The sequence below is a fragment of the Aquirufa echingensis genome (assembly GCF_042714525.1).
In the GTDB taxonomy this organism is placed as follows: Bacteria; Bacteroidota; Bacteroidia; order Cytophagales; family Spirosomataceae; genus Aquirufa; species Aquirufa echingensis.
The window spans coordinates 1-26,334 of the sequence record NZ_JBBKYA010000005.1 but is presented as its reverse complement, the minus strand read 5'-3'; the positions used below and the strand labels follow the sequence as shown (position 1 = coordinate 26,334).

Sequence of the window (26,334 nt, the reverse complement as noted above, 5' to 3'; positions counted from 1 at the left end):
TTAGTTATTCTTTGATTTGGATAAAATTGGCATAAATATGAGGCAAATCGCCACGGGTAGAATTCCAGCTAAAAGGGCTAAAAACCCATTGTTGAAAGCTACACGCACATTTTGAATGGATGACATCGCCACAATTACTGGAATATACATCTTGCTCCAAAACATTACCCCCTCACCCATTTCTACATGAAATAAGTCGCGCTTTTCTAATTCGTTTTGTGCAATGATTAATAAAAGCATGGCAAATCCTACGCCCCCCACATTGTTATTGATTCCCAAGTAATGACCTAAACTTTCGCCAATGATTTGGCCAATGATATAACAACCCGCCAAAAGGGCTACTCCACGTAATAACATATCTATTGAATTAAGTTAACAACATCTTTTTTCGTCACTTTGCCCATGGCATTGCGCGGTAATTCGGCTAATACGGTATATTTTCGAGGACTTTTATAGGCAGGCATTTGTTCCCGCATCCAAGTGTTTAACGCTTTTTCATCCACTGGACCTTTTGTTACAATGGCGGCAGCAACTAATTCGCCCCATTCGTCATTAGGTAATCCAACAACGGAACAATCTGAGATTCCAGGATATTGGCGTAAAACTTCTTCTATTTCCAAAGCTGAAATCTTATAGCCCCCAGATTTAATAATATCGACCGAATTTCTCCCTAAAATACGATATCCTCCCAATTCATCAATCGCGGCGATATCCCCCGTTTTAAACCAACCGTCTTCGGTGAAGGACTCTGCTGTGGATTCAGGTTTGTTCCAATATTCCTTAAAGACTGTAGGTCCCTTAATTTGAATCTCACCTTCCTCGGATAAACGTGCTGAAACACCAGGCAATGGATAACCTACATGTCCCGCTACGCGTGGTCCATCGTAAGGATTACTCAAAGCCATTCCTATTTCCGTCATGCCATAACGTTCTAGTAGTAAATGCGTTGAGATCTCTTTCCAGCGCTCCATCACAGAAACGGGCAATGCCGCTGAACCTGAAATCATTAGTCGGAGCTTCGCCAAGGCATTCGTTAAATCAATTTGTTTATCTTTTGCCAAAGCTTCCCAATACGTAATTAACTTAAAATAGATGGTTGGAACCGCCATGAACACATTGATTTTTTGATTCTCAATGAGTTCATATATAGCTTTTTCGCTGAAATTTGGCATGAATTCACAGCTCGCTCCTGCCCATAATGAACAGGAAACAACATTAACCACACCATGTACATGGTGCAATGGTAATACGCAAACCGTCGAATCCTTAGATGTCCATTTCCAAGCTTCAATCAGTGAAGAAATTTGAGCATTTAAATTGCCATGGGTACTAACCACACCTTTAGGTAAATTCGTCGTACCACTCGTATAAAGAATCATGGCACCGCGCTCATCGATTACTTCAGGCAGCTTTTTCGAATGTTTCGCAGTGTCGTTTTTGCCCAAAACAATGAACCGACATTTCAGTTCTTGGGCTAAATCAGCAAGCATACCTTCAAATTCAGGTGAAACAACAATGACGGAGGCCCCTGAATTCTCTATTGTATATCGCAATGATGGCAAGGGATAACTCAAACAAAGGGGAACCACGATCCCTCCTGCCTGCCAAATACCCCATTGAACTTTAACATAATCGAAGCCCGGATTCACCATAAAGGCCACGCGACCCTCGGCTAAATCATCTGAATCATCCAACAGTAGATGAGCAAAATTGGCCGATGCCTGATGTAAATTTGTGTAGGAATATGTTTTACCTTCGGATATGATGGCCGTTTTTTCGGCGTATGGAAGGGAATTTTGAAAAATTTGAATCATGGAAATCAGTTGTCAGTTGTCTGTTGTCAGTTGTCTGTTGTCAGTTGTCAGTTGTCAGTTGTCAGTAGACTGTTTTAGTAGTCTGTTTTCACTGTTCACTCTTCACTCTTAATTCTTAACTCTTACCTCTTACCTCAAACCTCTCTATAGTCTATCTCTTGCCATTTCTCCACCCGTGGTAACCACACCTCTTGCACAAATTGATTATGCAAAGGATGGTTCGAATACAAATCATAGGCCGCTTGATCCTCAAAATCCATTCCTAGGCCGTGTGTGTACGGGTTTGTTGCATTGAATTCTTCTAATACTTTAAGGTTCATAACGCCCGGAATTTGGGCTAATTTTCTTGATTCTGCTATGAAATAGGCTTTTTCTACTTCGGAGGTTGTTGCCTTGAATGTTAAGAATACACTGTGATGTAACATATCTTTTTTGTTTATCCCCAGACTAAAGTCTGGGGTTTTAAGTTTTTTATAGCCCTAGGCTTCAGCCTAGGGAAAGAAGCGGACGCAACTCTAAAGACCTAGTCTAACGTCCAATGTCCAACTTCCAACGTCCATCGTCCATCGTCCATCGTCCAATGTGTAACGTCTAACGTCTAACGTCTAACGTCTAACAAGTTGGCCATCAACCTCCAGGCCCCCGGAACTCCCGCCGGTAATTCCCGGAAGAAAACTAATCCTGTATAGATGAATTGGCCTTTTCCATACCGACAAACCGCAATGTTTCCTTTTTGCTCTGCCTCACCCGGATCCGTAAAGGCTAAAGGGAATTGATAATGTGTATCGTTCGATTCGCCTAAGTAAATGCTTCTCTCCTGAATCCAGTTGTCAAAATCACGTTCCGTAATTTCATTAGGTGCATGAAATAACGCATGATCCATCAAGAATTTTGGCGTAGCTTCTTCTTTCGTAATTCGATTCCGAGAAATGGTTAAAGGGTAAGGCCCAACGGTGCTTTTGAGTGGCCCAACAAAGCTTGCTGTATTGTATTGAACCACATAATTTCCGCCTTGCTCCACATACTTCATCAATTCGGCGTGTGCATTTCCCAAATAATCCAAGGTATTGTGCGCACGAACTCCTGTCAGCACCACATCATATTGTGCCAAATGGCTCGCTTTCAAGTCGGCCTCTTGCAAGAAATCCACTTGATAGCCCATCTGCTCTAAACTCTCCGGAACTTTATCTCCAGCCCCTTTGATGTAGCCAATCCGTTTTCCATTTTTCTTGAAATCGATGTGCAACAGATTTACCGAAACAGGTGAAAAGTAGCGTTGAACCGGAATATGTGGGTAATTGATACTCTCCATTTGCAACGAATCAATCCAGTTTCCTTGCGCTGTTTCATAAGCCAAACGCAATTGCCAAGTTTCTTTTCCATCAAATTTCTGATCTTTTTCACGCACAGTAAATGCCAAATTTTGACTTGTTCCTGCCTCAATTCCGTTGTCCAATGCCAAGGTTCCCAAGGTCTCCCCCGCTTGATTTAAAACGCGTACTCGGCCAGCCTCTATTTTGCCTATAGCCTTAATCTGCACTTCCAATGATTTACTTTCCCCTGAACCTTTAGGCAATAAAATATTCGGATGATTAATCTGGAAAACACTTCGAGGTGTAACCGTTATCGGTTGGAAATATTCCCCTTTAACCGGATCTACGACAAGTTCTTGTACCGGCCGACTCACCTGTATCTGCTCGCCTTCAATTGTAAATTGTGCTTGAACATACATCGCCGGATCGGGTGCTGCTTGACCGATTTTTGATTGATCTTTAACCACAAAATGGCCGGTTTCTTTGGTATTCACCAACCAATATGGCTGCGTGATGGATTGTCTAACGATTTGGTTTGAAGACCAATTCATTCGCGTATAAGGAATGATGCTTTCTTTGAATAAGGTGTCTTTCTCCCCTACTGAAATGCGTAAATTCCCCAAGTGAATCGGACTGCGAACAATGAATTCCGTTTTAATATTCAATGGATCGCCTTGCGCTACTGTTCCCCGATTGGTATTGCCAGCAAAATGAATGCCAGCTGCTTGGACAATCCATTCATCGATTTGCTTAATCTTCTTCGATTGCAAATAGGAATCCCCTAATTTGTTAATAGCCCGACGAACCTGAATCATGTCGGGTATACTTAAATAGGGTTTTTCAGCTTGGTAATTTCGAATAACCAATAAAATCATGCGCTCAATCTCCGCTCCTGCCGCACTACTTTGCCAGTGATCGACAACCCCCTCATCAATCGATTTTTTGGGAGCAATTCCTGCCAAGGTTTGAAAATATTCGGTTGATTTTCCATGATCCACAGCAAATCCGAAGCCCTGTGATTTATGTTGGCTTCTACTCAAAGCCGCCAATTCCCCCGTACTTTGTCCAATACTCGGCAAGAAATTGCCAATTTGAACCTTAAACTGATCTTCTGAAACTGTTGATGTTCCCGCAAATCGAAAGGTATTCCATAATAAGCGCGTGGCTTTCCATGGTTTAATATCTCCTTTCAATTGTTCTGGAAAACGTTTCGGGTCAGCCGCAGCTTGATAGGCCTCAATCGCTAAAGCCGCAGATGCTGAATGATGGCCATGTCCCGCACGCGAATCCGGTGGAAAACGCGTAAATATAATGTCTGGGCGTAATTTACGAATGACATATACCAAGTTAGAAAGGACTAATTCTTTGTTCCAAAAACTCAAAGCCTCGTCGGTCGACTTTGAAAATCCAAAATCAAAAGCCTGTGAAAAGTATTGGTTGGCCCCATCGATTCGGCGGGCAGCCAACAATTCCTGCGTTCGGATTAGTCCTAAAGGGATTCCTTGTTCGTCTCCAATAAGGTTTTGGCCTCCATCACCTCGTGTGAATGCAAAGTAATTGGTTTCCCAGTGTTGTTCTTGGGCGAACCATGCCAACATATGTGTGCTTTCATCATCGGGATGTGCTGCTACATGAAGCACAGTGCCTGTTGATTCAATGCGCTTTAGGTTCTCCAATAATTGGAGGCCGTTTTGTGCCCAAGCGATACTAGGGACTAATAAACAAGCGAGGATTAGTTTTTTCATGCGTTTAGTTCATTTCTCGACCAAGGTTGGCGATAGGTTCTTGCTAATAAGGCTGTTGCCTCTGGATCATTTAAAACCGTTTTTGTAGTGGGATCATAGGAAAGCGGTCGGCCTAATTTCATCGATACATTTGCCAAAATGCAGGATGCCGTCGAGATATGTCCTTCCTGAATATCAGCAATCGGTTTAGTTCCTTTATCGATGGCTGCTAAGAAATCAAGCATGTGTAAGCGCGTGGCCGGGGCGGCATTGAGTTCAATGCGATCTTCCGTTAAATCCTCCGGATATTTTTCACGTTCAAATAGACATGTACCATGGATTTTTTGGCCTTTCGGATCCACAGGAGTAAAATCGTATTGCATGGTACTTAAACGTAAAGTCCCTTTTTCGCCATAAATCGTTAAGCCCCAAGGATATTCTGGGTCTGGCGGCGTACCCCAGGTTCGATGTTGCCATACACAATTCAAGCCATCATATTCAAAAACGGCTGTTTGGGTATCTGCGATGTTCGATTTGCCTTCTTTTTGGACGTAAATTCCTCCTTCGGAAGAGATGCGTTTGGGCCATCCAAGACCTAAAAGCCAACGAGTAGTATCAAACATGTGAACACACATATCACCCATAATACCGTTACCATACTCATTAAACGTTCTCCACCAGCGCGTATGAGGTAAACCATCATAAGGGCGCATGGGTGCAGGACCTGTCCAAGTTTCGTAATCAAAGAAGTCTGGAACCGCCTGAACCGGAGGATTTCCATTATTGCGCATGTGGTAATAGCAATACATTTCCACATGTGCGATTTTACCCAACATACCCGTATCAACGATTTTGTTTTTGGCCTCGATGATATGAGGTGTTGATTTTCGTTGGGTCCCAACTTGTACCGTTTTCCCGTATTTCCGAGCGGCAGCTACCATGGCTTCCCCTTCTAAAACGTCGACGGAAATGGGTTTCTGAACATAAACATGAGCTCCCGCTTTGACTGCATCAATCATTTGCAGAGGATGCCAATGATCCGGACTACCAATCAAGACAATATCCAGGACATTTTCTGCCAAAAGTTTCTTGTAATCCCCGTACAAGCGTGGTGTCTTACGGGATTTTTGTCGGGCAGCAACGAGCTTACCCGCTTCCGTCAACATATGTCGATCGGGATCACAGAGCGCAACAACTTCCACGGGAGCGACTTGCATCAGTCGGAACAAATCACTTTTCCCATACCAACCTGCACCGATTAAACCGACTTTTAGCGGTTTAGACGGATTTACTAAATCAAGTCCATAGGCTCCAAAAGAGGATAATGCCAAACTTGCGGATGCGCCTTTTAGGAAATGGCGACGGTTGATGTTGAATGTTTTCATAGGTTATTTCAGGTTTCAGTCGCTAGTCACTAGTCGCTAGTCTTTTGTAAATCTTTTTTTTATTGCTCTGGGCCTTAGCCTAAGGAAATCAGTTTTATTAAACCTCAGGCTTCAGCCTGAGGGAAAGACGCGAGGTATCGCGTCTCTACATGATAATCATTCAAACGTCCAACGTCAAACGTCTAACGTCTAACGTCTAATGTCTAAAGTCCAAAGTCAATTGCCTCACTCTTCACTCTTACCTCTTACCTCAAAACCATGCTTGCCACTCCTTCCTTAGGAATCTCAATAGCCCATTGTTTTGAATAATAGGAAATTGTCGTTTTAATCATATCTTTTGTTTCATTCTGCAGTAGTACCGCCACTTGTTTGTCGGGGCGTAAGGCCGCAACGCCAACTAATCCTTTAGGTAGTCCAGACATTTCAACTCGTTGAGATCCCGTTGGGATGAATTTAGAAGCTTGCGCTACAATGTAATAGGCTTGATTTCGAATAAGTGTCCCGTCTGATTGAATGGTAATTGCCCCTTTGCATTCCGTACATCCACCGGGCGTATGCGGTCCCCATTGCGGATCATTCGCCAAATTCCATTCCAAAGCAGTTTTGGCATCATTCAAGAGTGATCCGATGATGATATTTTTGATATGCCAATTGAAATCGCCGGCAAATTCACCCTTTGCTCCTGTCCATTGTTCTGTGAAATACACTTCTTTGTCGGGATGTGCCTTACGAACCACACTCAAGGCTGAAATATCCCCATTGTACAAATGAAAGGCAGATCCTGCCACATATTGGCGCGTAATGGGGTCATTTAAAATTTCAATCGGATACTCCGGTTTATCGCAATTATGATCATAGGCCAAAATTTTGGTCTTCAATCCCGCCTTTTTAAATGCTGGCCCTAAATGGTTTTTAATGAATTCATTTTGTTGGGCTGCAAGCATCAATAAACTCGGATTATTTCCGGGATGTAAAGGTTCATTTTGGGGTGTCAAATAATCCATTTCTAAGCCGAGTGCTTTCATGGATTGCAGGTATTTGACAAGGTATTGGGCATAAACCCCATAATATTGAGGTAATAGTGAACCACCTTTGGAGGCTTGATTATCTTTCATCCAAGATGGAGGAGACCAAGGAGTCGCCATGAATTTAATGCTCGGATTGATTTGTTTGATGGCTTGCATCAAAGGGATTAAATCCTTTTCAGATGCTTTGAGGGAGAAATGTGCAAGATTTTCGTCCTTTTGGCCTGAAGGTACATCGTCATAGGAGAACGTATTGGCATCTAAGTCACTAGCCCCAATTGCAATGCGTAAAACGGAAATATTGATACTATTTTTTCCTGTTCCAAAAAGTTCGTTCAATAAGGCAAGCCTTTGTGTAGGCGCTAGTGCCAAAATCAGTTGGGCGCTACCCCCTGTCAACGTATAACCGAAGCCATCAATGGTCTGGAATTTGTTATTTGCATGGATTTGAATGCCTGAATTGCCTTGAGTAGACAATGGCAAAACTTGTTCTTTCAGCATTTGTTGGCTTTCAGCCTGTGAAATACAAACTTGGCCAAAACCTGAAAAATAGCTAAGAACAAAGGCTAAGCTTGTGAGCCCAATAAAACGTTTCATGCAATAGGTTTAAATTGTCTTCAATATATTCAAAAAAAATCAAATTATTGCAGGGTTGTAGGCGGTAGTCGCTAGATACTAGTCCGGAGTCCGAAGTCTGGAGACAGTATTCAGTGGTCAGTTGTCAGTCCGGCGTCCGGAGGGAGTCGTTAGTCCGAAGTCCGAAGTCCGGAGTGAGTGGTTAGTCCGAAGTCTGGAGACAGTAGTTAGTGGTCTGTTGTCAGTCCGAAGCCCGGAGGGAGTCGTTAGTCCGAAGTCCGGAGGGAGTTGTTAGTCCGAAGGTTTCTTTACCTCTTCGCTCTTAACTCTTCGTTCTTAACTCTTAACTCTTAATTCTTACCTAATGTCCACCGTCCCAAAAAAAATACGCCTAAACTAGACGTATTTTTCGACATTCATTAAACTCAATATTTTATAATCTATTTGACTTTCTTGCGTGCAGCGGCTTTGTGCTCAGAAACGGCTCGGTGTGCGTCTAATCCGACGATGTTCACTGTTCCACCTTCACGCTCATAATCATGCTTGAAATGTTCCAAGTTCTCCATCACCGAGTGATCCACCAAATGTGTTTTTGACAGGTCAATCGTCACTTGAAAACTTGGTGGAATTGCTTCTAATTTTCGTTTGATACCTAAGAAATTGGTAAATACAGCGGCATCTGATATTTCTACTAAATATGCTTCATCTGTAAAGGATACCTGTGTAGGTGCTTTGAAAATGGCACTTAAAGGTTTTCCATTAAATAAATTCACCAAAATTTCGGTTAAGATACCGGCGCCTATACCAACTAATAAGTCAACTCCTAATGTGAATAAAATAGTCACGATGAAAATGAGTAATTGCTCCTTTCCTATTTTCAAGGTGTGAATGAATTCTTTGGGATGGGTTAATTTAATACCTACTGTAATTAGCATGGCTGCCAAAGCTGTATTGGGAATTAACTCGATTAAATGGGAGGCTAATAATACAAAAACCAAAATGAAAAATCCGTGGAAGAAGTTAGCCCAACGGGTTTTCGCGCCATTTGCGATATTGGCCGATGAACGCGCTACCTCTGAAATCATTGGTAATCCACCTAAAAATGCAACAAATGTGTTACCAATTCCGGTTGCAATTAAATCCTTATTCGCATTTGATTTACGTTTAAATGGATCCAACATATCCATCGCCTTCACGGTCAATAATGATTCCAAAGAACCTACCAAAGCGAACATGATCACATATTTGATGAAGGTGCCCGTTTGTGCAAAGCCATCAAAACTTGCATTAATGTGAATATTATCCATCAAGTTTCCAATATGAACTAACGCATATTTAGGCTCCGTTGTTTGAAAATCCATATACAATTCCGCAGGAATAGCGATAGCTAAAACCACTAATGGTGCAGGAATCTTTTTGATGACCTTGTTCTTAATATATGGCCAGCCCATCATGATAGCTAAACTAATTACACCGATTAACGTCGCTTTAGGATCCCAATTCGCAATAAATTCTGGAATAGATGCAAACAATTCCAAAGGCTCCTTCCCTTTCGTCAAAGCAGGATTTACATCCAATAAAACCGGAATTTGCTTGCCGATGATGATTAATCCGATGGCTGCCAACATACCATGTACGGCCGACAAAGGGAAGAAATCCATTAATTTTCCGAGTTTGAAAACGCCGAAAAGGATTTGCACAATGCCCGCAACGACCATGGCTCCAAGGGCTAAATGCCAACCGGTTTCGCCACCGCCAAATTCACTCACAGCGCCAGCAACAATGACAATCAAGCCAGCGGCAGGGCCTTTAATCGTTAATCGGGAGCCAGCAAAGAAACTCACAACCATACCCCCAATAATGGCGGTAATCAATCCCATAATCGGTGGGAAATCAGATGCTTTGGCAATGCCTAAACTAAGTGGCAAGGCCAATAAAAATACGATGAACCCTGAGGTTGCATCATTAGCGAAATTTTCTTTTAGGCCCGCGAAGCCATCTTGAGGTACTATATTTTTGTTTTTCATGGGTAAGGTATTTTAAAAATAGCGATTTGAAAATTCAGCATGCGTTTTGGAATTTGGTCCCATAAACACACGCGCGTAAATGCGGATAACGGCTAAGCCATCCAAAATAAAACTCAACGACACAATAGCCGCCAAAGCAAATTGATCTTCATGGATATGCGAGAAAATTAAGTCTTCACCAATGAATGCTGGGGTAATTGGAAAGCCTGTCAATCCGAGGCAAGCCAATAAAAAGACCAAAGCTATTTTGGGATGTGTCTCAGAAAGTCCCTGAAAACGACTCAAACTTATTTTACCCTCGATGCGGAATAAGCGTTGAAGCGTTAAATGCCCGATCAAACCTGCGACTAGGATTCCACTTAGATATAGGACATTTTCTAATTGATCAAATTTTTCATTGAATGAGATTGCAAGCGCGATCCAACAGTGATTCATAATCACTAATATCCAAGCTAAACGAACGGAATGTCTTTGCGTAAAGGATTTGAAAACCAGGATCAATCCAAAAAAAGCAAATACCACGGGAGTAGCTTCCTGTAAGTTTTCTGGCAACAAATGCGTTTGCTTCATCAAATAAAATCCCAAAGCAAATGCAGGAATAAAGAACAACATCAACCTTCTTCCGTTAATGAAATTCAATTTATTGCCTGCCCATTTCAATGGATTCCAGAAGTACTCGTACATCATTGTATCCAAATTCCATTCTTTCAAACACAATACGTAAATACTATGTTGTAAACGCTTGGGAAATGAATCCTCTATCGTTTTCGCACGTGGCTCAAAGGAATAGAATTGCTCACGAATCAAATAACTTACCACGGATGGGGAAACCAATAATTGGTACGTACGTAAAAATGCATTTCCCGCAAAATGGAATAAAGCTAGCGATTCATAACCTAATGCTATCTCAATGAAAATAATGCCAATTTGTGCAATCGAGGCATAGGCAATCTGACTTTTTACCGATGATTGTACACGAGCAATACCAGTAGCAATCAGGGTTGTTAAGAGTCCCAAGGCAACAATTAAGATGCGCACCGAACTTTGATATTCCCAAAATGGAAATGTTCGCAACAACAAAAATGCCCCTATGTGAACAGATAAACTTCCATAAAAAATAGCACTTGACGGCGTAGGACCTTCCATGGCACGTGGTAACCAAGACGAAAAGGGTAATTGAGCAGATTTAGCAGCTGCCGACAATAATATCATCGCGGAGATAAATACGCCAATGAAACTATGCTGCTGCAATTGTTCGTGCACTAATTCCGCATTATTTAATTGGTAAAACGTGATGTTCTGCCCCCACAAATGGTGACTTGCCCACATTGCCAAAATTAAGCCCACATCCCCTATTCGATAAATCGAGAATACCTTCACGGCATTTTTAACGGGTAAATAGCGTTCCCGATAAAAGGAAATCAATAAGAAAGAGGAAATTCCTAAAATTTCCCAACCCACAAACAAGGTCTCTAAGTTTCCTGATAAAGTTGTTATGCTATATCCGAGGTAAAAGAACAAGGTTGTATTGAAAAAGCGCTTATAACCGGCTTCACGGTGTAAATAAGTGCGCGAATACATCGTCACCATGAAGGTCAACAAAGCTCCCACAAGCAAATAAACAGCCGTGATTTTGTCAAACAAGAAATCAATTTGGAAAATGTAATCCTCGTTTTGAAACAAGATGATCTCCTTTACTTGAAAGGTATTTGCTCCTGTCAATATCCAATCTGCTACATAAATCGTTGCAGCAATCATTTGGATCGTCATCGTTATGAAGGCTGCTCCGGAGATTAGCCGTTCATTGTTTTTAGGTAAGATCAGACTTACCAAAAAACCTACAATCGGTACCCAAATAAATAAGGGCAATAAGGTGTTTATGGTCATATTAGTCTTGATTTAATAAGTAAACAGGAAAATTCTCTTGATGGCTTTCGATGACAGATTCCACATCTTTTATCACCTCCAAGTTTTTAACTAATGGTTCATAAGGCGTAAATTCTCCGCCTCCAAAAACAAATAATGCTTTTGTTTCTGGATGAACTGCGACCAATTTGACCCAATCATTGATGAACCATTCATAGGTTTCCGGCGCTCTTTGAATCGTTTTTAAAACGACTTCCGGGAAGTGCTCTACAATAAGTAATAAACGAACAGGGTCGTGAACTTCGGTCATTTGTGCAGGTAATCCAGGACGTAAATCCCCATCAATACCATTCGCTACGCCAAATAATCCCATGACATTATGTGGTAATTTGGTGCCAGCACCTAGTTTTTCTCCATCTACTCGTGAGAAATAGTATTCCAAGTTAATTCCTCCACATACCGGTGCAGCTGCCTTTAAAATACCAAATAAGTAATCGCCCGCTGGGTCTACACGGTAGTCGAAGGAATTCAAAAACGAGCGCCTATCCAAGAATAAGCCCTTCGATAATTCACGTCTACCCACAATAGCTAAGGCATTTGTCGCATGATTCAATTCTGGACGCGGCTCAAAGATGGAAACCGAACGTGTCCGAATTTTTTCATGGATCGATGCAGGAGATTCTTTTGAATTAATCGATTCAAAGCGTCTTGAGCGTTCTTTGGCATTTAAATCCAATGCCTTACGGAATACCTCCTCATGTTTTGCATGCATGGATTTATATTCCGGGGAAGAAATTTGATCGTCATAAAAAACAACCTCATCTCGTGTCGTATCATGCAAAGCTCCTACGAAAATGCTCGTTTCAGGAATATGTATCCCACGCTCCGCTAAGATGCGTCTAACTTCCGGTTTATTGGCCATTTGGCTAATCACACGTGCATTTACAGATCCAGCGCGTCCTGAACAAGCCCCACAATCATAGGCTGCATAGTGTGGATTATTTACGGAACTCGCGCCATGGCCTACCACATAAATGATGGGAGCAAAATTGTCAACTAAGCCAATGCTACGTAATTGTGCTTCAACCCGATTCGCCATCTTGTCAATTTTAAAGCCGAGTTGGAGTCCATTTTCCTCCGCATGCAACGCATCAAAATCGACCTGTAAACCAGAAAACTTATCCATGTGACGCAAAGAAGATGCAGTCGCTGGACTCATGCTTGGTTTGAAGAGATTGATGAATAACTTGACTGCCGACCAAAATCCAAGGGTTTGTGAGAAAAGCCAACCGCTGTAAAAATTGTGATTATGCTTAGAAAAATGCAGGTCTGTCGGACGCTTTTTATCCTCTCCAATTTCCTTAATCAGGTATTTAGGAGTTACAGGAGCTGGGCACAATTTGGTGTAAAATTTCCCGCCAACCGGTTGGTAGAAAAATTCAACATTGAAAAAACCCGGTGTACCAAAGGTCGAACATGAAGGGTCAATGTTTTCCAAATAACGTCGGAATGAACATTCTCGGTCATCGATACAAAATAAACTTTGGAAAGATTTCTGATGCGGGGCGATGTATTCAATCCGTTCAGCTTGGATACCTTTTAATACCTGATCATAATAAGTCCATTCAAATGCTTCTTGCCAAAGTGACAATACTTCCATCTGTTCAGAGCGAATAATCGGATCATGTAATCCTGGAATAGCTTCTGTTAGATGCTGATCCAAGGGCTTCCATTCAGATCCTAACTTATGATCAAGCGCATCTAATTCGAGTAATAATTCCAACAGAATTAATTCCTCTAATTTGATCTGGCGTTTATCTAATAGAGTTTGTGGAAGGTCCTCAACCGTGGATACCATCCCTGACCAGCCTTGGTGCGCGAATTGTTGGTCATATAAATATTGTTCGTAGAATGCATCGTTTTTGCCAACTAACAATACTAAAATATCTTGAATTCGGGTATTTTCATTTAACAACAAGGCGCGGCTTGTTTTCATTTTGAAAATACTAATCCAACTGTTCGATTCAAGTTTACGAATTGCATCTAAGAACGATAAATCGTCAATTGGAAAATTCCATATAGAAATACCTTGATCGAGGTAGCTTCCAAGCAAACGAAATAAAGTTGGATGCACTAACGAATCTAAATCAATGTTGTATTGCTTCTTCCATAGACCTCGCATGGCACCCACGCGCGCATGATCCACGGCCTTATATTGTCCGTGAAGTAATTTCCCTTTCCAAATTTCTTGTTCTTTTCCCTTTTTTTGAGCTATCGTACGATCAATGATTTCATCTGAGATACGGCCATTTTGGTGCAAGGCGCGAAACGTCTCTAGAGGGAAATATACTTGATAGCCTAGTTTCACATGTGCCGTTTCTAAGGCTTCGTGAAAAGGTAATTTTTGGAAAGCATGTAAAGTATTATGATGCACAAAATCCATTAGAGGAGCTTGTGCTGGCAAAAAGTGTTTCAATTCATGAATCACTTGATGCAAATCAAATTTGTGTTGCATAAGAATATCGTGGCAATAATTCCACTAGTTTAGGCGAATGAATAAAGGATTCCTTGTATGGGAACTCTTACAGCCTGATATTCCTGAATTGAATAAATAAGGGAGTTGAATTGTGGTTTACCTTCGAATAGGTAAGATGGGCATTTGCTACGGCAATCGCCCCCACTTGTGGGTAGGTAAATTCGCTCGAAAGGGGTAAAAGGAAGAAACTAAGCTCATCAGAATCATCTTCATCTTCGCTATTGTCCGACTCTTCAAAAATTAAATTAATGAACGAGAGCTCTTTAGGCTCTGTTTTTTTAATTTGTTTTTGGTTGTTTGTTGATGCTACTTCTTGTAAACCGAATACCTGCTTTGCCGACGCTACCGTCGTAAAGAAGCACACAGAAACAAATAATATGAAGAGTTTTAACAAACGCATGGTGCAAATATAAGCAAAAAATGGCGAGTTAGTTGATGTTAAGGTTTGTTAATAGTTGCGAGTAGTCGGTGGTCAGTGACCAGTCCGAAGTCCGAAGTCCGGAGTGAAGTGGTCAGTAGTCAGTCCGGAGTCAGTGGTCAGTGGTCAGTGGTCAGTGGTCAGTCCGAAGTCTCTAGTCTGTTGTTAGTCCGAAGGTATTATTACCACCAGTTCTTACCTCTTACTCCTCACTCCTGGTTTTCACCTAAATAAAGACGCGAAGTATCGCGTCTCTACAATAGGTTTTCAATTCCAACGTCCAACGTCTAACGTCCAACGACTAACGTCCAACGTCTAACGTCTAACATCCAACGTCTAACGTCTAACTTCTATTTTAATGACGACAAAAACTCCACCACATCACGAATCTCACGCTTACTCATCAAAGAGCCCATTGGTGGCATACTTGACGGATAGTTCTCGCGCGATTTGATACGAGCCGTAGCAATGCGTAAAGGTTCTGCCTCACTCGTTTTCAATTGAATTTCCCCTTCCGTCTCTTGAATTACCGTTCCCGTTACTTCTTGGCCATCGGTTAAAACCAACGAAATCATTCCGTAACCGGGGGCAATTCGTGCGCTAGGTTCAATCAAGGCCTGTAAAATTTGCTCACGGGATAAGCGACTGGCAATACCTTTTAATGAGGGTCCTACGACACCTCCTTCTCCTCCTGCATTATGGCAACGAATACATTCAACCGATTGATTACGATAGAAAATAGCATTTCCTACTTGTAAATTTCCACCGTATAATGCGTCTTTGTATTCATCTGTCAAAGTTCCTTTGGTTTTCAAAGCATCCAATTTGGCAACCAACATCTCCGATTTAGTCGCTTCTACGGCTTCCATTAAATCCAATTTAATACCTGCTGGTAATTTATTATCAACCATCCGAGCAATTAAATCGGCCAAAACATCCTGCGTTTGATCAGCAGGCATTTTGGCAATACTTTGTAATAATTGTTGTTGCTCAGGTACGCTACCTTTCTCAAAAATAGGATTAATGATGCCAGGAAGTTGGCTTTTCGAAATGGCAATTTTATCCAAGGATCCTAATGCCAAAGCGCGCACATTTCGGTCTATATCTTCAATACCTTTTGTAAGCAATAAAGGTAGATTTTGGTCTTTCAATGCGATAAGCGAACTTAATTGACTTGCACGAACCTTCGGGCTTGGATGATTTAGGAATAACTGAGTCTGCTCCGATTTAACATCTTGAATCCCTAATTCAGCGATTAATTGGCCCGTTGCTGTCAATACTTCTAAGTTTTTACTATTCAAAAATCTAGGAATGATCCCTGAAACTTTGGCAACAACATCTGCCGACTTCCGATCCAATTGGCCTCTGTAGCGACCATCCACACGATCTAATACCGATGGATTTCCCCAGGTACCTAAAGTCGCAATACCTTCTGCACGCAATGCATCCGGAATATCCTGACGCTGAATATAAGCGACCAATAAGTCAATTTCCTTCGCTGTGCCTACGCGTAAACAGGCATTGATAGCTCTACGAATTAACGCTTCGCTTGTCCATTTGTTCACTGCCAAAGTCTGAGCTAAGGCCGGCAATGCTTCCACAATCGATTCATCATCGTGAATTGCACGCGCGGCCTCTGTAACGATGTATTCATCTGAATCTTGTAGGAATTGTGCAACAGCCGGATTTTTCATTCGACGTAATACCAATACGGCTGCAATGCGTAAAGAACGATTTGTCGATGTAGCTAATGCGGCAATTGGTTCCACCTGCCCTATCCGACTTAATGCTAATACAGCCGCATGACGTAAATACACATCCTGGTCTTGATTTTGTTTGATTAAATCAAGTAATGGATTTACCGCCTGGGAAGCTCCCATTCTACCTAAAGCTTGTGCGGCAAAGAATTGCACACGCGGTGTGCTAGATGCTAAACGAGGAATAATAGACGCTGAAGCTGAACTGAATTTATTGTCCCCCAATACTTTAATTGCTTGCGCTTGTATTTCCTCATCAGCATCTTGAATTAAAGGAACCAATGTTTCGTTTAAAGCAGGCTTATTTCTCGCCAGTTGGCCTATCCCCCAAATTCCATGCACACGCGCTAATTGATTGTCTTTTTGACTGATTGCTTGGTTTAATATGCTGGACTCTCCTCGTGCCACAAGTTCAAATTGAGCCTTTTGTCTAACCCGCATATCGCCGTAAAACAATAATTCACTTAATTGGCTGACAGGTGCTTTGGCATAATCCATTTGAATTAATTCCTTCGTTTTTTGACGCTCTGCGGCCAAATCATTCGATTCTGCTGTTACATCCAATTTCCAAACGCGTCCAAAATTTTTCGCATCCCAACCATTTACCCAGTCGGCCGCATATAATGCACCTTCTGGACCAAATCGAATCCCCGTAGGTAAAATGCCACTTACCACATCCACTTCAGATTTGAAATCAAACGATGCACCTTTTGGCTTTAAATCAAAAGCCCAAATGTGTGAATTGTTCGCATTGCCCACGAATTCAACCAAGAAAAACTTATTCTGCCATTTCTTACCCAATGCCGTTCCCGGATTAAAAACCATCCCCGTTGGTCCATTGTGGTAATTGCGAATCGGTGGAATGATGTAGGCTGCTTGGCCTTCCCAACGAGGCAAATACAATTTTTCATCCATCCAAACCTTATATAAGTTGTTTTTCGGATCCGTGTATTTACCATATTGCCAGTTGGAACGCCAACCAATATCCGCTCCCTCAACAATATGAACTAAACGCTCACTTTCACCCGGATGATCGCCGTCATTATCTGAACTGATGATATTTCCATAGTGATCAAAAGCAAACTCATGCGTATTTCGAATACCGTATGCGACAATTTCAAAGTCGGTTCCATCAGGATTTGAACGTACTAATACGCCCGAATTGGGATTAGGTAAATTGCGTCCATCTACGGTTGTGATGTTCGCACCAATGTCACCAATTTGCCAGTATATTTTTCCATCAGGTCCTTCAATGACACTCGACATGCCATGCCCACCAAAACCAATATGCACGGCAAAACCAGTGGCGATTGATTTGGCATTTGTCCAAAGTCCTTTCTTATTTGTATTATCCAAACGCCATAAATCAGGTCCCACAGCAACGAATGCATCTTTTTTGCGAACCAATAATCCGCCGGCTACGTCTGTGACTTCTTGATTAAATTGATTTAATATGCGCGTTCCTTGATCCGCATATCCGTCCCCGTTCTTGTCTTCTAGTTTCCAGATTTCTTCTTTTTCAATGGTTAAATCATGCCAATCATGAATGCCATCACCATTTAAATCAGGTAACCAAGCGTTCTTATCTGAGTTTTCAGGTGCGAATGTTTTATGCAAAAATGCTTTGCGATCTTCAACGGATTTAAATCCAATGGATTCAGTCATCCAATCCCGATGCCCACGAATATCAAATTCAGATACTTTACCTCGGTTGGTACTATTCAAGTATATAGCGCCTTGGTCATCAATATCAATTGCAACAGGATCGGGTGCTAAACTATCGGAAGCCCAACGGGTAATAACCATGCCGGGGGTGATTTTAATTGGTAATTTCTCTTTGGCAGCTTTTGCACGTTCTGCGATTTGATCTTGATCCTCAAAAATGACTTGATACGTGGTTTTTTCTTGGGTGCTTGTACATGCAATCGCCAATAACTGCATCAGACCTGCAGCTAATAAAATCTTTTGTTTCATAGGTTTAAAGCTTAATTCTCTTCGTCCATCATGCTGCGACGCTGTTTCGCCGCTTGCTTGGTGGTATTAAATCGGTAGTTAAAAGTAATATTTATTTGTCTTAATCTGCCCTGCATTTCGCGGTTTGTGTAAAATGTTCCTCCATTTGTCTCTGTACGCATGATTCTGGAATTGAATACATCAAGGACATTTAAACTCAAAGTTCCTTTACCTTGCATCACATCTTTTGTCGCAGATAAATCAACCCAAGCGATATTTCCACGTGTTCCTTGAGCTGTTTTTTGGGGAGCTTCATAATTGGCACGTACCTGTGCATCTATCCCTGATCCTACTTTTATTCTTGAGGTATGTCGCACAAACCAAGAATAAGTATCCACGAGATAATTGGCATTTATATTACTTGCATCGATAATCGCTCGAAATCCATTGAAGCTCAAATCTGCCTTGTAAGCCTTCGAAACATTAAATGAACTCGTTAATTCAATTCCCATGGATTGTTGGTCCGCGAAGTTTTGAGGTAAACTTTTCGAATATCCTTGTGCGTCTACGGTTCTAATTTGATCGATTTTACCCGTTGTGTAGCGATAGTAAATTGACGAACTTAAACTTCCCGCATCGAAATATTTCAAATGTCCTAAGTCAAATGAATTTGTGAACTCAGGGTTCAAATTTGGGTTTCCGGAGAAGTAATTACGGTTGTCAGAGAAAGTCACAAAAGGACTTAGTTCATTGTAGGTAGGTCTACGAACCCGGCGTGAATAACCTAATTGGAATGAACTATTCGCATTCACTGCATAGGTGAAATGCGCACTAGGAAATAGGTTTGCATAGTTCCGAGGGTTCTTTTCTTGCGTTTGTTTTAACTCCGTTTGAATGTCAGTTAATTCACCACGAAGTCCAAATTGATAAGAAAATTTGTTCTTTTTATTCCCTAAAATCAAATAGGCTGCAGAGATATTTTCATTGTACACAAATAAATTTTGTAATCCTGGCATGACGGTAAAACTGCCATTCGCTTGCTGTTGCGTCACGGTATAATCATTTGTCATGTCCCGGAAACTAGTTCGTAAACCCGTTTCCACTTTACCATCTTTTCCGATGGGGTTCGTGTAATCAGCTTGAAGAATCCATTGACGTTCATATTCATCATTTAAAGCCTTTTGGACTAATGAATTTGCTGGATATGGAGAACCGTCTCCGAAACGACTTGTTTGCGTATAAATTTGGTCTGACTGTTCCCAGTAGTCCAAATACCGCAAATCTGCAGTAAACTCTTTCCCTTTTTTCGCAAAGGATTTCTTAAAAGTTAAGGCATATTCAGCATTTGGTTCCGTTTCTTTTTCGTCTTGTTGGCGATACGTATTCGAATAAAGACTGCTCAAGGATTTACGGTAATCTAAATAGTAGAAATCTGTAATTCGACGAACATGTGTACTTCGGAAAATATAGGATCCTGTTAAAATTGTTTTGTCGTTAAAAAAGTAGTCTGCTCCACCTCGGATGTTATTCACTAATCCCGTGACATTGTTCGAGCTGGTTTGTTGGAGGTAATTGGTTTGTTCACCCGTATAAACTTCTTGATATAAATTTCCTCTTCCGGGTGTTCTGCGGTAGAATAGGCCATAATTTAAAAAGAAATTCAATTTGTTCTTCCGGTAATTAATGATCGCAGTGCCTCCAAAATTCTCAGGATAACCCAATGTTGATTCGATGGCACCATTAAATCCTTGGTTTTGATTCTTCTTTAAAACGATGTTTATGATTCCAGCCATGCCTTCTGCTTCATAACGCGCGGAAGGATTTGTGATGATTTCAACCTTTTCGATGAGGTTTCCTTGCAAAGATTGTAATCCCGAAGAACCGTTAATACCTACTAACGTCGAAGGTTTACCGTCAACCAAAATACGTACGTTCTCACTTCCACGAAGGCTAACACCACCTTCTCCATTGACTTGGACCGATGGCAAATTGCCTAAAATTTCCGCGGCAGTAGCTCCTTTATTGGCTGCATCAGTTCCCACATTGAAGATTCGCTTATCTAGTGATAGCTCCATGCTAGATTTTTGACCTTTAACGGTTACCTCTGCTAAGGTTTGTGTACTAGCTTTAACTTCAATTTGACCTAAGTTCGTTGATTTACTAATTTGTATTTGCTTAAGTGTCTGCATCTCAAAGCCTACACTTTCGATGATTACATCATAAATTCCTTGGTTTACTTCTAGGCTAAATTCCCCTTTTTCGTTGGCAATAGCCCCCGTTATCAATTTAACGGGCTTGTCAGTCTGAATGCGGATGCTTGAAAAAGGAATTGGAATTTGGGTGTTGGCTTCCATGATTTGGCCGCTAAGTTTCCCTTTAGGTGTACTTTGGCTTAGGCCTAGGAACGAAATTCCCAATAAGAATAATAAGTATATATGTTTCAAAAGGATAGGTTTAAATAGACTTGCAAGTTAAAAAGACATGTACCAAGTTTTTATACCTATTTGTCGGTTTATGTTGGAGAATTTCCCCATTTTGTCGAATTTGTTACCTGAAATTAATATTCTGTTACCAATTTTGAAAAAAAATAAACCCATGAAAAACAAAAACCTGATTAGTTTAAGCGTTGCCATCGCATTTGTTCTCTTGTCGATGACAGGTATTTTACTCTTTGTCAAACAAAAGGCGCATTTCATTGAAATGACTCACACCATTTTTGGTTTGGTCTTTATTGGATTTGCGATATTTCATATTTTGAACAATTGGGATTCTATCAAAGCCTATTCAAAAGATCGCAAAAGTGGCTCAATTAAAAAGGAATTAGTGGTTGCGTCTTTAATTACGGGAATCATTTTAGTATTATCCGTCACTGAAGTGTTAGAACCTGTTGCTGAATTTGGTCGTATTTTTGCAAGTGGAGATAAGCGTCCCCAAACGGTTAATTTCGCTGAAAAGAAAACCTTGGATTCAACTCAAGGGCATGCCGTTGTTTTATTGATTCAAAAAGGAAAAGAAACTGCATTTTCGGGTGTTACCGTAGAGGTGGCAGATACGACGGGCAAGGTTTTAGAAACTTTATTAGCTGCCGATAAGGAAATGAAGGGCCCCCCTGCAAATCTTTTGTTGCAAACCAAAATTTCATCGGCAGTACCCTTCGATTTAATTTTAAGTTTTTCACATGAAGGTAAAACGAAAAAAGTCACTCGCCGAGTAAGTAGCTTAGTGACTGGAGTTCAGGGACTTGCTAAAGAAAATGGTCTCATTGAGCGAGCATATTTAGAAATTCAATAAGTGTCATTTAATTGATTTAAAGCACGCTTCGGCGTGCTTTTTTTTTGTTCAAGGTAGGTAGATTCAATAAAAAAGATACTTTTGTTTACATCACTGATTGCTATGAAAACATTAATCTTTCTTTTGCTGATTTCTTTGCAAATCGTCGCCTCCCCTGAACTTTTAAGAATGCAGGCACAAGCTAAACGTGTCACGATTTACCGGGATCATTTTGGCGTTCCGCATATTTACGGAAAATCGGATGCGGATGCTGTTTTTGGAATGTTATATGCGCAATGTGAAGATGATTTTTCTCGTGTGGAACGTAATTACATCGAAAAATTAGGCCGATTAGCGGAGGTGGATGGAGAAAAACAGTTAGCGAATGATTTATACTTGCGATTAATCATTGATCCATCTGAGGCTAAAGCAGATTATAAAAAAAGTCCTGACTGGCTGAAGAAATTGTTGGTCGCTTACGCAGATGGGATCAATTATTACCTATTCAAACATCCCGAAGTTAAACCTGCCTTATTGACGCACTTTGAACCCTGGTATCCCTTACTATGGACGGATGGTTCGATTGGAGCGATATCTACTGGAGATGTTACGGAGAAAGAAGTTGGTGCATTTTATGGCTTAAATACCGCTATCGCGTCGCAACGAGAACATGTTGCCGATGAAGATTTAACGGGTTCTAATGGTTTTGCAGTGGGAAAGTCGTTGTCCAAATCGGGAAATGCGCTATTGTATATTAACCCCCATGTGACATTTTATTTCCGTCCAGAGATACATGTGAATAGTGAGGCTGGGATGAATGTGTATGGCGCGGTTACTTGGGGCCAATTTTTTGTCTATCAGGGTTTCAATCAATATGGTGGATGGATGCATACGTCTAGCCAAGTGGATGTATCCGATATGTATCAGGAGCAAGTCGAAATGCGTGAGGGTATCCCCTATTATTTGTTGGACGGTAATTGGCGTCCAATGCAAATCAAAAAAATCAGTTTGCAAGTAAAAGGTGAAATTAAACCGCGCGAAATTAGCGCTTATTTTACGCATCGAGGTGCGGTTATGGCCCAACGGGATGGAAAATGGATTTCGGTCCGTTCCTATAATCGCTCATTGCTAAGTCTGGAGCAGAGTTGGTTGAGAACCAAAACTACAGGTTTGAAGTCCTACCAAAAGGTGATGGACATGCGTGCCAATACTTCCAATAATACGGTTTATGCAGATAATAAAGGAAATATAGCCTATTGGCATGGGAATTTTGTGCCTATTCGAGATCCTAAAAAAGATTGGGGGCTCGTGCAGGATGGAACGCGCTCAGCAAATGATTGGAAAGGATTACATCCGGTGAACGAATTAGTTCATGTAGTAAACCCCGTTACCGGTTGGATTCAAAATTGCAATTCGACACCTTTTACCGTTTCGGGTAGCGCAAGTCCTTTACGATCGAATTATCCGTCTTACATGGCACCGGATGGAGAAAACTTCCGGGATAAAAATGCGGTTCGCTTATTTTCAAGTCGGGCCAGCTTAGATGTAAATGATTTAATCAAGGTTGGTTACGATCGACATTTAGCGGCTTTTGATGTGCTCATTCCTAGTCTAATAAATGCCCATGCGAAAAGTCCTAGACCTGAATTGAAAGAATTGGTCGACAGCCTTGCGGCCTGGGATCGAAATGCACAGGTAAATTCGATTTCCCAACATATGGCAATCCGTTGGGCTTCATTACTTCTCCCCTCCATTCCGAAAATCAGAACTTTTGGTGGCGAAACAGATCCGGTAATTAATTTTACTCGATTTGCGAATGAAGCAACATCAGACGTTTTATTGGACGCCTTGTTGAAGGTAAAATTGAATGTAGAACAGCAATTTGGAACATGGAAAATAGCTTGGGGAGAAGTCAACCGGTTCCAACGTATATCGAATAGCGTTATGTTCGATGATTTGAAGCCAAGTCTTCCTGTGGCATTTACTTCTTCCGCTTGGGGACAGTTGCCATCCTACACCAGTAAGCCCTATATGGGATCTAAGAAGTGGTATGGTGTGAATGGAAATAGTTTTGTCGCAGCGATTGAATTTGGGCCTAAGGTAAAAGCTTATAGTTTGTTGGCCGGTGGCCAAAGCGGAGATCCAAACTCCGAACATTTTTTTGATCAAGCAGAAAATTATACCCAAGGGAAATTTAAGTTAGTTTTATTCTACAAAAAGGATGTACTTGAGCATGTCGTAAAGAAATATCGACCGTTTAATAATTAATTAAGCTGTTTGAGCGTATTTGTGCATTTTGGAAAACATTTTTTTTGGCTAAGGTCAAATTTGACCTATATTAGTTTTGAGATTTGTTTATTGCCTTATATTATTTACAGCTCCTATTTAGTGTTCTAATCATATGATATTTTTCGTAACCATACTTGGTATAGTACTATCTATATTAATTTTTCTAAATCGTGCGGAGCGATTTGGCTCCAATTTTTATTTAGCACTTTTTATTTTTTGTCATTCATTCTTTGCAATAACCTCTTTTGCATTTTTATCATCGGAGTTTCGTTGGCTTGTTACCAGGATATATCCATTCACGGTGCTGATGAATATGTCGGCAGGCCCCTTACTCTACCTTTACTTTGCCTCCGTATTCCAACCCAATTTTAAGTTTAGGAAGAAATATCTGTTCCATTTTTTACCTTCTGTACTGTTTTTCATTAACGCATCTCCCTATCTATATATGGGAGATGCCGAAAAAAATGCCTTTGTCAATGCCTTTTTAAATGATCATTCCATCGGTTTTAATGTACCCACATTGCTAGTTCCTTACTATTTCCATGTCGTTTTTCGAATGACACAATCGTTTCTTTATTTGCTATTAAGTTTTCAAATGTTTTTCAATAGTTTTCGTTCCAATCATTTTCGTATCAGGAATGCACAAGGTTATCATTATGGATACTATTGTATGTGCTTTCTATTTGGTTTTGGATTTTATGGTATGTTTATCTACGTGGGAATTAATATTAATCCAAGCAATAGGTCCTATTTTGGAAGTGTAGGTGCCATGAATACCTTAATTGCATCTCCACGATTCCTAAATGCGATGTTTATCTTGACAGCTTTGTTTCACCCCAAATTAGTTTTTGAGAAGTATTTTATCGAAAAGTCAAAGCCGGAATTCCGTTCATTGAGAAAAAAGAATCCTACATTGGATCCTGAAGCTGCGAAATATGATCTGGTTGAAATTGATCGATTATTCACTGAGTACATCGAAACAAAGCCCTATTTGTCAGCTGGATTTTCATTGAATATGATTTCAAATGGAACAAAACTACCCGTTCATCAAATTTCTTATTACATCAAACATCAGTATGATTTGACTTTTAACGAGTGGAAAAATGAACAACGTATCAAGCATGCCGTCGAGTTAATTAACGCGGGCCATGCAGATCAATTAACACTAGAGTCTATCTCTTTACAATGCGGCTACCTTTCACGCGCTAATTTTGTTGAGGCCTTCAAAAAGGTTATGGGACTAACGCCTTCCGAGTTTCTTGCTAACCACAATAAAAAGTAGAAAACGCTTTTTCAGTTGAAATGATATGCGAAATAACGCATATAACACATCTAACGCTAGATTTACTCTAAATCTGGAAAATCCTCAAAACGTTTAGTTTTCGGTCATTTTTTATCCTAAATGTTCCCAAATAAAATTTAAGTACAGGCGATTTGGCTTGATTTCCGATTTCGATACAATTTTTAGTACATCTAAGTTGCTTTGCCTACGATATAATGATGAGGTTTGCATTGTAGTTAAGTGACTGCTGACCTGCTCCCCGTGGTATGTACAACCTAAACTGGAGTTTCGGGGTTATTTTCATGTAATATAATAAATTCTTGCGGACTTAAATTATTTAATGAACTATGTGGTCGAAAAAGGTTGTAATCCCATTTCCATGCTTCAATTTTCTCTTTCGCATCCTCTAAATTTAAGAACCAATTGATGGAAAGACACTCATCTCTAAATTTTCCATTAAACGACTCAATATACGGATTGTCTGTGGGTTTTCCTGGTCTAGAAAAATCAATAGTCACCTTATTTTCATATGCCCATCTATCCACCTCCTTGGAAATAAATTCACTACCGTTGTCACATTGAATCCGATCTGGAATACAATTTTCATCCTGTTTTATTTGCTCCAATTGGTCAGCCACATCCTGTCCCTTAAGCGATTTGCCTACGAATAATTGCAAGCATTTTTTACTGTAGTTGTCCACTACACTTAAAATTCTAAATCGCGTTCCATTATACAATGCATCTTGCAAAAAATCCATACTCCAAACCTTGTTAATACTTGTGTTTTCTACTCGTTCTAATCGATGAGCACCTGATCTATTCCTGCGAGGACGCTTTCTTCTTAAATTCAAGCCTTCCTCCTTATAGATGCGGTAAATTCGCTTATGATTATCAGCAAATCCTTCGCGACGAAGCACTGTGCAGATTCTTCTAAAACCAAATCGAATACGTGTATTGGCAATTTCATGTATCCGCATTCTCAGCAAACGATCTTCCCTAGGTTTGGATGTATAATAATATATCGACCGAGCCAATAACATACACATACAAGCTCTGCTTACAGAAATTCGATAATTTTCAATGAGCCATTCTGACAATT

General features: G+C 40.7%; 16 protein-coding genes. 3 read left to right on the top strand and 13 right to left on the bottom strand.

The window, feature by feature from the left end; genetic code table 11:
* The 12 genes from madL to SKC38_RS10150 form a co-directional block, all read right to left on the bottom strand.
* On the bottom strand, positions 1-357 hold the full coding sequence (gene madL, locus SKC38_RS10205; protein ID WP_377977043.1) for a malonate transporter subunit MadL: 357 nt from the start codon (positions 355-357) through the stop codon (positions 1-3).
* A 2-nt stretch (positions 358-359) separates the two neighbouring features.
* A complete protein-coding gene (locus SKC38_RS10200) occupies positions 360-1,814 on the bottom strand; it encodes an acyl-CoA synthetase (protein WP_377977042.1) in 1,455 nt (484 codons plus the stop codon).
* A 134-nt stretch (positions 1,815-1,948) separates the two neighbouring features.
* Positions 1,949-2,239, bottom strand: coding sequence for a Dabb family protein (locus tag SKC38_RS10195; protein ID WP_377977041.1), 291 nt, complete (start codon positions 2,237-2,239; stop codon positions 1,949-1,951).
* Positions 2,240-2,412: 173 nt separating this feature from the next.
* Positions 2,413-4,872 carry a PIG-L family deacetylase gene (locus SKC38_RS10190; protein ID WP_377977040.1) on the bottom strand — a complete coding sequence of 820 codons (2,460 nt, stop codon included), beginning with the start codon at positions 4,870-4,872 and terminating at the stop codon, positions 2,413-2,415.
* Positions 4,869-6,236 (bottom strand): Gfo/Idh/MocA family protein, encoded by a 1,368-nt coding sequence (locus SKC38_RS10185; RefSeq protein ID WP_377977039.1) that lies wholly within the window; start codon positions 6,234-6,236, stop codon positions 4,869-4,871. Before SKC38_RS10185 ends, SKC38_RS10190 begins: the two co-directional genes overlap by 4 nt.
* A gap of 245 nt (positions 6,237-6,481) precedes the next feature.
* Positions 6,482-7,858 (bottom strand): glycoside hydrolase family 30 protein, encoded by a 1,377-nt coding sequence (locus SKC38_RS10180; protein WP_377977038.1) that lies wholly within the window; start codon positions 7,856-7,858, stop codon positions 6,482-6,484.
* Between the two features lie 419 nt (positions 7,859-8,277).
* Positions 8,278-9,864 carry a SulP family inorganic anion transporter gene (locus SKC38_RS10175; RefSeq protein ID WP_377977037.1) on the bottom strand — a complete coding sequence of 529 codons (1,587 nt, stop codon included), beginning with the start codon at positions 9,862-9,864 and terminating at the stop codon, positions 8,278-8,280.
* 12 nt (positions 9,865-9,876) lie between these two features.
* On the bottom strand, positions 9,877-11,751 hold the full coding sequence (locus tag SKC38_RS10170; protein WP_377977036.1) for a proton-conducting transporter transmembrane domain-containing protein: 1,875 nt from the start codon (positions 11,749-11,751) through the stop codon (positions 9,877-9,879).
* A 1-nt stretch (position 11,752) separates the two neighbouring features.
* Positions 11,753-14,245, bottom strand: a complete 2,493-nt coding sequence (locus SKC38_RS10165; RefSeq protein ID WP_377977035.1) for a YbcC family protein — start codon at positions 14,243-14,245, stop codon at positions 11,753-11,755.
* A 67-nt stretch (positions 14,246-14,312) separates the two neighbouring features.
* On the bottom strand, positions 14,313-14,666 hold the full coding sequence (locus SKC38_RS10160; RefSeq protein ID WP_377977034.1) for a hypothetical protein: 354 nt from the start codon (positions 14,664-14,666) through the stop codon (positions 14,313-14,315).
* Positions 14,667-15,034: 368 nt separating this feature from the next.
* Positions 15,035-18,415, bottom strand: a complete 3,381-nt coding sequence (locus SKC38_RS10155; protein WP_377977033.1) for a HEAT repeat domain-containing protein — start codon at positions 18,413-18,415, stop codon at positions 15,035-15,037.
* A gap of 11 nt (positions 18,416-18,426) precedes the next feature.
* A complete protein-coding gene (locus tag SKC38_RS10150; RefSeq protein ID WP_377977032.1) occupies positions 18,427-20,838 on the bottom strand; it encodes a TonB-dependent receptor in 2,412 nt (803 codons plus the stop codon).
* Between the two features lie 151 nt (positions 20,839-20,989).
* On the opposite strand from SKC38_RS10150, the gene SKC38_RS10145 reads away from it, so the two are divergent.
* The 3 genes from SKC38_RS10145 to SKC38_RS10135 all read left to right on the top strand — a co-directional run bounded on the left by SKC38_RS10145 (position 20,990) and on the right by SKC38_RS10135 (position 25,235).
* The gene (locus SKC38_RS10145) at positions 20,990-21,685 is read left to right on the top strand and encodes a DUF4405 domain-containing protein (protein WP_377977031.1); all 696 of its coding nucleotides are present in this window, start codon (positions 20,990-20,992) and stop codon (positions 21,683-21,685) included.
* Between the two features lie 102 nt (positions 21,686-21,787).
* A complete protein-coding gene (locus tag SKC38_RS10140) occupies positions 21,788-23,932 on the top strand; it encodes a penicillin acylase family protein (RefSeq protein ID WP_377977030.1) in 2,145 nt (714 codons plus the stop codon).
* Positions 23,933-24,398: 466 nt separating this feature from the next.
* Positions 24,399-25,235: a helix-turn-helix domain-containing protein gene (locus tag SKC38_RS10135; RefSeq protein ID WP_377977029.1), complete on the top strand. Its 837-nt coding sequence runs from the start codon at positions 24,399-24,401 to the stop codon at positions 25,233-25,235.
* Positions 25,236-25,510: 275 nt separating this feature from the next.
* Here SKC38_RS10135 and SKC38_RS10130 read toward each other — a convergent pair.
* Positions 25,511-26,334, bottom strand: an 824-nt coding sequence (locus tag SKC38_RS10130; protein ID WP_377974053.1) for an IS3 family transposase, incomplete at its 5' end; no start/stop codon positions are given.